Origin of the sequence: Enterobacter cloacae complex sp. GF14B, assembly GCF_004136805.1 — a bacterium.
Lineage (GTDB): Bacteria > Pseudomonadota > Gammaproteobacteria > Enterobacterales > Enterobacteriaceae > Enterobacter > Enterobacter hormaechei_C.
The window spans coordinates 1-7,662 of sequence record NZ_QFRV01000121.1; the positions used below are offsets into that span (position 1 = coordinate 1).

Genomic DNA, 7,662 nt, shown 5'->3' on the forward strand with positions numbered 1-7,662 from the left:
CTCTTTAACCGGGCCGCCGTGGGCGTGGTGCAGCAGCTGCGCACGGACGTGATGGATGCCGCGCTGCGCCAGCCGCTGAGCGAGTTTGATACCCAGCCGGTCGGGCAGGTTATTTCGCGCGTCACCAATGACACCGAGGTGATCCGCGACCTCTATGTAACCGTTGTTGCAACGGTTCTGCGCAGTGCCGCGCTAATTGGCGCGATGCTGGTGGCGATGTTCAGCCTGGACTGGCGGATGGCGCTGGTGGCAATCACCATTTTCCCGGCGGTGCTGATCGTGATGGTGATTTACCAGCGCTACAGCACGCCGATCGTGCGCCGCGTGCGCGCTTACCTTGCAGATATCAATGATGGCTTCAACGAAGTGATCAACGGCATGAGCGTTATTCAGCAGTTTCGCCAGCAGGCGCGTTTTGGTGAGCGAATGGGGGAAGCCAGCCGCTCGCATTATATGGCGCGGATGCAGACGTTACGCCTGGACGGTTTCCTGTTACGTCCGCTGCTGAGCCTCTTCTCGGCGCTGGTGCTGTGCGGACTGCTGATGCTGTTCGGCCTGACGACGCGCGGAACCATCGAGGTGGGGGTACTGTACGCGTTTATCAGTTACCTCGGACGCCTTAACGAACCGCTGATTGAACTCACCACGCAGCAGTCGATGCTGCAACAGGCAGTGGTCGCGGGCGAACGTGTATTCGAGCTCATGGACAGGCCGCGTCAGACCTATGGCGAAGACGAACGCCCGCTGGAAAGTGGATCCATAGCGTTTGATCATGTCTCGTTTGCCTACCGCGACGACCAGCTTGTCTTGCAGGATATCAACCTCGAGGTACCGTCGCGTGGTTTTGTCGCCCTGGTTGGGCATACCGGCAGCGGCAAAAGCACGCTCGCCAGTTTGCTGATGGGCTACTATCCGTTGACGCAGGGGGAGATCCGTCTGGACGGACGGCCGCTTGCCTCGCTTAGCCACAACGCGTTGCGTAAGGGCGTCGCGATGGTGCAGCAGGATCCGGTGGTGCTGGCGGATACCTTTTATGCCAACGTGACGCTGGGACGTCCTTTCACCCCTGAGCAGGTATGGGAGGTGCTGGAAACGGTGCAGCTGGCGGATCTGGCGCGCGGGTTAAGCGAGGGGATCAATACCCGGCTGGGTGAGCAGGGCAACAACCTCTCCGTCGGGCAAAAGCAACTTCTGGCGCTGGCGCGCGTGCTGATTGAGACGCCGCAGGTGTTAATTCTGGATGAAGCGACCGCAAGTATTGACTCCGGTACCGAGCAGGCGATCCAGCAGGCGCTGGCTGCCGTGCGGGATCACACTACGCTGGTGCTGATCGCCCACCGCCTGTCAACGATCGTCGATGCCGATACCATTCTGGTTCTGCACCGTGGCCAGGCCGTTGAACGGGGTACACACAGAGCGCTGCTTGAGGCAAAAGGACGCTACTGGCAGATGTATCAGTTGCAGCTGGCAGGCGACGAACTGGCCGCCAGCGTGCGCGAGGAAGAGTCACTCAGCGCCTGATGCACCATAACAAGGCAATGCGCTAACAGACTTAACCGTTGGTGCAAAACTGAAACGCCCCCTGCACTGCCATGGTGCGTTTTTTTTTCACTTTTTCCCGGCGCATGCGCGCCGCGGCGCTTTCCTCCTCACCTTTCACTTCTGGCACACCCTTTGCAATATCACTCTCGTGTTAGCTGCGGCCATTACCGAATTCTGACTGGAGGGGATATATGAAGCTGGTTACGGTGGTAATCAAACCATTCAAACTCGAAGACGTGCGTGAAGCGCTGTCTTCCATGGGTATTCAGGGACTGACTGTCACCGAAGTGAAAGGCTTTGGGCGTCAGAAAGGTCATGCCGAGCTTTATCGCGGGGCGGAATACAGCGTTAACTTCCTGCCAAAAGTGAAAATTGATGTGGCGATTGCCGACGATCAGCTTGATGAGGTGATTGATGTCGTCAGCAAAGCGGCCTACACCGGAAAAATTGGCGACGGCAAAATTTTCGTTGCCGAACTACAGCGCGTTATTCGCATCCGTACCGGCGAATCTGACGAAGCGGCGTTGTAAGTAACTCCTGGCACACAGTGATAGGGATCGAGAAAATGAAGAAAGCAACAATGAAAACAGGTCTGGGGTCGCTGGCACTGCTGCCGGGCCTGGCAATGGCTGCACCTGCTGTGGCAGACAAAGCCGATAACGCCTTTATGATGATTTGCACCGCGCTGGTGCTGTTCATGACGATTCCGGGGATCGCGCTGTTTTACGGCGGCCTGATCCGCGGCAAGAACGTACTCTCCATGCTGACGCAGGTTGCCGTCACGTTCGCGCTGGTGTGCGTGCTGTGGGTGGTTTACGGTTACTCGCTGGCCTTCGGGGAGGGCAACGCCTTCTTCGGCAACGTTAACTGGGCGATGCTGAAAAATATCGAACTGACCGCGGTTATGGGCAGCTTCTATCAGTATATTCATGTCGCGTTTCAGGGCTCATTCGCCTGCATCACCGTGGGGCTGATTGTGGGCGCGCTGGCTGAGCGTATCCGCTTCTCTGCGGTACTGATTTTCGTGGTGGTCTGGCTGACGCTCTCCTATATCCCGATTGCGCATATGGTCTGGGGCGGTGGTCTGTTGGCTTCCCATGGCGCGCTGGACTTTGCGGGTGGTACCGTTGTGCACATCAACGCCGCGGTAGCAGGCCTGGTAGGCGCCTACCTGATTGGCAAACGCGTGGGCTTCGGGAAGGAAGCATTCAAGCCGCACAATCTGCCGATGGTCTTTACCGGCACCGCCATCCTCTACTTTGGCTGGTTCGGCTTCAACGCAGGTTCAGCCAGCGCCGCTAACGAAATCGCTGCACTGGCCTTCGTGAATACCGTTGTGGCAACCGCCGGCGCTATCCTCTCATGGGTATTTGGCGAGTGGGCCGTTCGCGGCAAGCCATCGCTGCTGGGTGCCTGTTCCGGGGCGATTGCCGGTCTGGTAGGTATTACGCCAGCGTGCGGTTACGTGGGCGTAGGCGGAGCGCTGCTGATCGGTATCGTCGCAGGACTGGCGGGGCTGTGGGGCGTTACCGCACTGAAACGTGTTCTGCGCGTTGACGATCCGTGTGATGTATTCGGCGTGCACGGTGTGTGCGGCATTGTCGGCTGTATCATGACCGGTATCTTTGCTGCCCAATCTCTGGGCGGTGTGGGTTACGCAGAAGGCGTAACCATGGGGCATCAGGTGCTGGTGCAGCTGGAAAGTATCGCGATCACCGTTGTCTGGTCGGGTGTTGTGGCCTTTATCGGTTACAAGCTGGCTGATATGACCGTTGGGCTGCGCGTGCCGGAAGAGCAGGAGCGCGAAGGCCTGGACGTCAACAGCCACGGCGAGAATGCCTATAACGCATAATCTGAGTGCCTTGCCGGGCGGCGGCTTCGCCTTACCCGGCCTGAAAAAGCGTAATTTGCAGGCCCGGTAAGCATAGCCACCGGGCTTTTTACATCACCCGCGATTGCGCATCACACCTTCCTGCACGGTAGAAGCCACCAGCACGCCATCCTGGGTGTAAAATTCCCCGCGAACAAAACCGCGCGCGCTGGACGCAGAGGTACTTTCCACGCTGTAAAGCAGCCATTCATTCATATCGAATGGACGGTGGAACCACATGGAATGGTCAATTGTGGCTACCTGCATCCCTTTTTCGAGGAAGCCCACACCGTGCGGCTGTAGCGCAACCGGCAGGAAGTTGAAATCCGACGCATAACCCAGCAGATACTGATGCACGCGCAAGTCTGCCGGTACGCTGCCGTTGGCGCGGATCCACACCTGGCGGGTGGGCTCAGCGGTATGCCCCTTCATTGGGTTATGAAATTCGACCGGGCGGATCTCCAGCGGTTTATCGCACAGAAACTTCTCTTTTACCTGCGGCGGCAACAGATGCGCGAGTGCGCGGGCTATTTCGGTTTCCGATTTCAGATCGTCCGGCGACGGGGCAGGCGGCATCTTTTTTTGATGTTCATAGCCCGGCTCTGGCGCCTGGAAGGAGGCGGTCATGTAGAAGATGGGTTTCCCATGCTGGATGGCCGCCACGCGACGGGCGCTGAAGCTTTGGCCGTCACGCAGAACTTCCACGTCGTACACAATCGGTTTAGCGCTGTCACCGGGGCGTAAAAAGTAGCTGTGGAATGAGTGCACCAGACGGTCTGCCGGAACTGTCTCCTTAGCGGCATATAGCGCTTGCCCCACGACCTGGCCCCCAAAAACCTGGCGTAAGCCTAAATCTTCGCTCTGTCCGCGAAAAAGCCCTTCTTCTATTTTTTCCAGGTTCAGCAATGTCAGCAGATTGTTCAGTGCCTGACTCATAGTGGTCCTCAATAAACGCCGTGGCGAAAGATACGCTGAGTATAACGCAGAAACGATAGTGGTCCGATGGGTAGAATAATCTTAATACCTGGGCAAAATTAGGCATAAATCCGTGATTTGTGCCACACTTGTTTACGTTATGTGAATAAAACGACATCGGATGGGATCGATCCCGCCGGTGCATTGATGATAAGGAGACTTCAATGAAACTCGTGCCTATGTTAAGCGGTGTTGCAATGGCGGTGGCGTTGTCCGCCTGTGCGGATAAGAGTGCCGATGTAGCGGTACCAACGGCGACCCCAAACGGGATTAACACCCTTTCACAGCAAGCTATTCGACAGCCCAACGTGTCCGGTACCATCTGGATCAAACAGAAAGTCGCTCTGCCGCCGGACGCGGTTTTAACGGTCACGTTATCCGATGCGTCTCTGGCGGATGCACCGTCTAAAGTCCTTGCACAGCGTGCAGTTCGTACAGAGGGTAAACAGGCGCCGTTCAGCTTCGTGCTGCCGTACAACCCGTCTGACGTCCAGCCTAACGCGCGTATCCTCCTGAGCGCGGCGGTAACGATCAACGATAAGCTGGTCTTTATCACCGATACCGTACAGGAAGCGGTCAACAAAGGCGGCACCAAAATCGACTTGACCCTGGTACCGGTGCAGCAAACTGAAGTGCCTGTTGCAACGCAAACCAATCAGCCGACTCTGCCTACACCCCCAACACAGATGTAATTTTCCTTCGCCCTCTCCATGTTGACGGGAGAGGGCGTCAGTACTCCCAGCGATACTTCTGCATATCAATCTGTCCTGCCCCGGACACCTGCACCCCTTCTGAGAGTAATGCCTGACGCTGGCGCTGCAAGTCTGGCCCGGTGAGGGAAATGGCACCATGGCGATTGACGACCCGGTGCCACGGTAACGTGCTTCCCTCCGGTAGCCTTCTCAGCACGCCGCCAACCTGACGCGCCGCGCGCGGAGAACCCGCCAGCCGGGCGACTTCCCCATAGGTCGTGACACAGCCTTCCGGAATCGAAGCCACGATTTGCCACACTCGCTGTGGGAAAGTGTCATGTTCGTCCATTGTTTCTCCTGCGGGAAATCAGCGAAGGGTAATGTTATACGAAGATAAAGAAGATTGTCGGGGCAGTTTGCGCAATAATCCAGCATCCGGTTGTCAGCGGCTTGCAATTGAGGTGCTCCACAGGGATAATGCGCCAGCGCGTTGGTTATCAACGCTCTCAATGGGGGCTCTGTTGGTTCTCCCGCAACGCTACTCTGTTCACCAGGTCAGGTCCGGAAGGAAGCAGCCAGGGCAGACGACGTGGGTGCCGGGATGTAGCTGGCAGGGCCCCCACCCATTTGTGATCCTCTCAGTTGTTCCCCTGAATAAACCTTCTAAATTATGTGACTATTGTATTTTCTGTAATACAGCCTTCATTTAACTGAAATAATAATGTCATAAACCTGTAATAATAGACTGTCATTTTATTTTCGGATGCCTTTATTCTGTCATAAGCTAAAAAATATATATCTGGATAACAAACTTATCTTCGTGTATTAAATTAAACACGTGTTCCGAAAGGATGTGACAATCATGGTTACTGCGGTTTTAAACGTTAAAATTGATGAAGCGCTAAAAGAAAGACTTCGCCACTATGCGGAAGACAATAATGAGAATTTAAGCGTGACCACAGAGAAACTGCTGCTGCTGGCTTTTGAAGCAGTAGAAGAGGCGGGAGTATCGGAAGAGGATGTTGATAATCAGCATACGGAAGAAGAGAGCGTAACTCCATTTACTCCTAAAGAAATCAAAGCACTACGTAAACTTCTGAAGAAGAGAAAATGAAACAACAACTATCGACTGCCAGTGACTACAACGAGGCCTGCAATCTGTTACGTTCCGGCTACGTGAAACATGTTCGTCTTGGCTGGAATGTAGGAAGTGATGAGTTCTTTCGAATTGCGTCTGACTGGTGTGATACCGGTGCAAAAATAAAGAAAGAAGGGGATAATTTCATTATTTCGCTGAAAGGCTTCCCGATTCCTCCTCAACATTAAGCTGTTCTTCATGAAAACTGCTGACTGCATGCGTTACAGTCAGCAGTTTTTATTGTTTCTGGCGAATAATTTACACCAGGCTCCGTTTTACTGGCGCTACACTTTTATTTAACGCACGCCACAGCGGTTTGATCCGCAATAATGCCTCTTCAAGTTCTGGCGGACTGAGTGAGAAGGGCATTCGCAGATAGCGGTCAAACGCGCCTGAAAGCCCAAAGCGCGTGCCGGTGCCCATAATGATGCCTGTCGTCTCGGCGCGTGCCGCCAGCTGCGTCGCCAGCATGCCGGGTAATTCAATCCAGTATGAGAGCCCTCCCTCCGCTTCCTGAAACCGCCATTCGGGGAAATGTTCCCGCAGCATCTGGCCGCAGCGGTCGCGACGTTCTGCCAGCATTTCCCGCCGGGCAGGCAGGAAGGTTTCACTGTTTTCGATAAGCCACAGCGTGGCCAGTTGTTCCAGCACCGGAGAACCCAGATCCAGCGTGTCGCGCGTCTGCGCGAGCGTGGCGATAGTGCGGGACGAGGCGCGGATCCAGCCGAGACGCAGCCCACCCCAGAAACTTTTGCCTGCGGAACCCAGCGTCATCACCGCGGCCTCCGGGTTAAAGGCGGCCAGCGGCGGCGGCGGGGGAGCATCGAACCAGAGATCGACCATGGTTTCATCCACCACCAGCGTGGTGCGGGTTTGCGCGGCGATGTCGGTTATGGTCTGGCGCGTCGCGGCATCCATGCAACGCCCGGTCGGATTATGAAAATCCGGCATCAGATAGGCCAGACGCGGGGCGGTCTGGGCGAGCGTTGCGGCAAAACCGTCGGTATCCCAACCCGTTTCAGGCAGCGAGACGCCCACGGGCCGGCATAGCGCTCCCTGAATGGCGGCTATTGCCAGCGGGTAAGTGGGATGATCCACCACCACGCGATCCCCGGGACCGGTCATCATTCTTAAGATCAGGGCAAAGCCGCTGACGGCGCCGTTCACCACCATCACTTCGTCTGCCCGGGTGGGCAGACCGCGTGCGGTGTAGCGGGCGGCGATAGCTTCACGCAGCGCCGGAAGCCCAAGCTGATCGTACCCGGTCAGCGCCAGATTCGGCGTGATGGCCGTTAGCGCGTGGGCGTAGGCCTGGTGGATCTCTGGCCCCGCGTTGAGCGCGGCGGTTGAGAGATCCAGCGCCGCACTGGCTGTGGAAAGCGTGGGCACGGCGCGGCTGTCTGGCAGGATCGCCCGCGAACCGCTGCCGTGACGGCTCTCCAGAT

The 7,662-nt window shown here is 56.5% G+C and carries 9 protein-coding genes and 1 other RNA gene; 7 read left to right on the forward strand and 3 right to left on the reverse strand.

The window, feature by feature from the left end:
- The 3 genes from DD606_RS22890 to amtB form a co-directional block, all read left to right on the forward strand.
- Nucleotides 1-1,521 (forward strand): SmdB family multidrug efflux ABC transporter permease/ATP-binding protein (locus DD606_RS22890; RefSeq protein ID WP_129259205.1); only part of this gene is annotated, 1,521 nt, incomplete at its 5' end.
- Between the two features lie 212 nt (nucleotides 1,522-1,733).
- Nucleotides 1,734-2,072 carry a P-II family nitrogen regulator gene (gene glnK / locus DD606_RS22895; RefSeq protein WP_006809867.1) on the forward strand — a complete coding sequence of 113 codons (339 nt, stop codon included), beginning with the start codon at nucleotides 1,734-1,736 and terminating at the stop codon, nucleotides 2,070-2,072.
- 35 nt (nucleotides 2,073-2,107) lie between these two features.
- Nucleotides 2,108-3,394: an ammonium transporter AmtB gene (gene amtB, locus DD606_RS22900; protein ID WP_022650485.1), complete on the forward strand. Its 1,287-nt coding sequence runs from the start codon at nucleotides 2,108-2,110 to the stop codon at nucleotides 3,392-3,394.
- 93 nt (nucleotides 3,395-3,487) lie between these two features.
- Here amtB and tesB read toward each other — a convergent pair whose 3' ends face one another.
- The gene (tesB, locus tag DD606_RS22905) at nucleotides 3,488-4,348 is read right to left on the reverse strand and encodes an acyl-CoA thioesterase II (protein WP_058675319.1); all 861 of its coding nucleotides are present in this window, start codon (nucleotides 4,346-4,348) and stop codon (nucleotides 3,488-3,490) included.
- Nucleotides 4,349-4,551: 203 nt separating this feature from the next.
- Between tesB and DD606_RS22910 the strand changes: the two genes are divergently transcribed.
- Nucleotides 4,552-5,079 (forward strand): YbaY family lipoprotein, encoded by a 528-nt coding sequence (locus DD606_RS22910; protein ID WP_003859018.1) that lies wholly within the window; start codon nucleotides 4,552-4,554, stop codon nucleotides 5,077-5,079.
- A gap of 37 nt (nucleotides 5,080-5,116) precedes the next feature.
- Here the strand turns inward: DD606_RS22910 and DD606_RS22915 are convergent, their stop codons facing one another.
- On the reverse strand, nucleotides 5,117-5,428 hold the full coding sequence (locus DD606_RS22915; protein ID WP_003859016.1) for an MGMT family protein: 312 nt from the start codon (nucleotides 5,426-5,428) through the stop codon (nucleotides 5,117-5,119).
- A 170-nt stretch (nucleotides 5,429-5,598) separates the two neighbouring features.
- On the opposite strand from DD606_RS22915, the gene ffs reads away from it, so the two are divergent.
- From ffs to DD606_RS22930, 3 genes are all read left to right on the forward strand, one after another.
- An RNA gene (gene ffs / locus DD606_RS22920) (signal recognition particle sRNA small type) lies at nucleotides 5,599-5,695 on the forward strand.
- Between the two features lie 246 nt (nucleotides 5,696-5,941).
- The gene (locus tag DD606_RS22925; protein ID WP_006809862.1) at nucleotides 5,942-6,193 is read left to right on the forward strand and encodes a hypothetical protein; all 252 of its coding nucleotides are present in this window, start codon (nucleotides 5,942-5,944) and stop codon (nucleotides 6,191-6,193) included.
- Nucleotides 6,190-6,405: a hypothetical protein gene (locus DD606_RS22930; RefSeq protein ID WP_015571263.1), complete on the forward strand. Its 216-nt coding sequence runs from the start codon at nucleotides 6,190-6,192 to the stop codon at nucleotides 6,403-6,405. The genes DD606_RS22925 and DD606_RS22930 overlap by 4 nt, the downstream gene beginning before the upstream one ends.
- Before the next feature lie 70 nt (nucleotides 6,406-6,475).
- Here the strand turns inward: DD606_RS22930 and DD606_RS22935 are convergent.
- A partial coding sequence (locus DD606_RS22935) for a PLP-dependent aminotransferase family protein (protein ID WP_139158339.1) occupies nucleotides 6,476-7,662 on the reverse strand: 1,187 nt, incomplete at its 5' end.

What these genes read in the sequence shown, in the direction of transcription:
- glnK (WP_006809867.1), top strand. Translation starts at nt 1,734, where the DNA reads ATGAAGCTGGTTACGGTGGTAATCAAACCATTCAAACTCGAAGACGTG.
- amtB (WP_022650485.1), top strand. Translation starts at nt 2,108, where the DNA reads ATGAAGAAAGCAACAATGAAAACAGGTCTGGGGTCGCTGGCACTGCTG.
- tesB (WP_058675319.1), bottom strand. Translation starts at nt 4,348, where the DNA reads ATGAGTCAGGCACTGAACAATCTGCTGACATTGCTGAACCTGGAAAAA.
- DD606_RS22910 (WP_003859018.1), top strand. Translation starts at nt 4,552, where the DNA reads ATGAAACTCGTGCCTATGTTAAGCGGTGTTGCAATGGCGGTGGCGTTG.
- DD606_RS22915 (WP_003859016.1), bottom strand. Translation starts at nt 5,428, where the DNA reads ATGGACGAACATGACACTTTCCCACAGCGAGTGTGGCAAATCGTGGCT.
- DD606_RS22925 (WP_006809862.1), top strand. Translation starts at nt 5,942, where the DNA reads ATGGTTACTGCGGTTTTAAACGTTAAAATTGATGAAGCGCTAAAAGAA.
- DD606_RS22930 (WP_015571263.1), top strand. Translation starts at nt 6,190, where the DNA reads ATGAAACAACAACTATCGACTGCCAGTGACTACAACGAGGCCTGCAAT.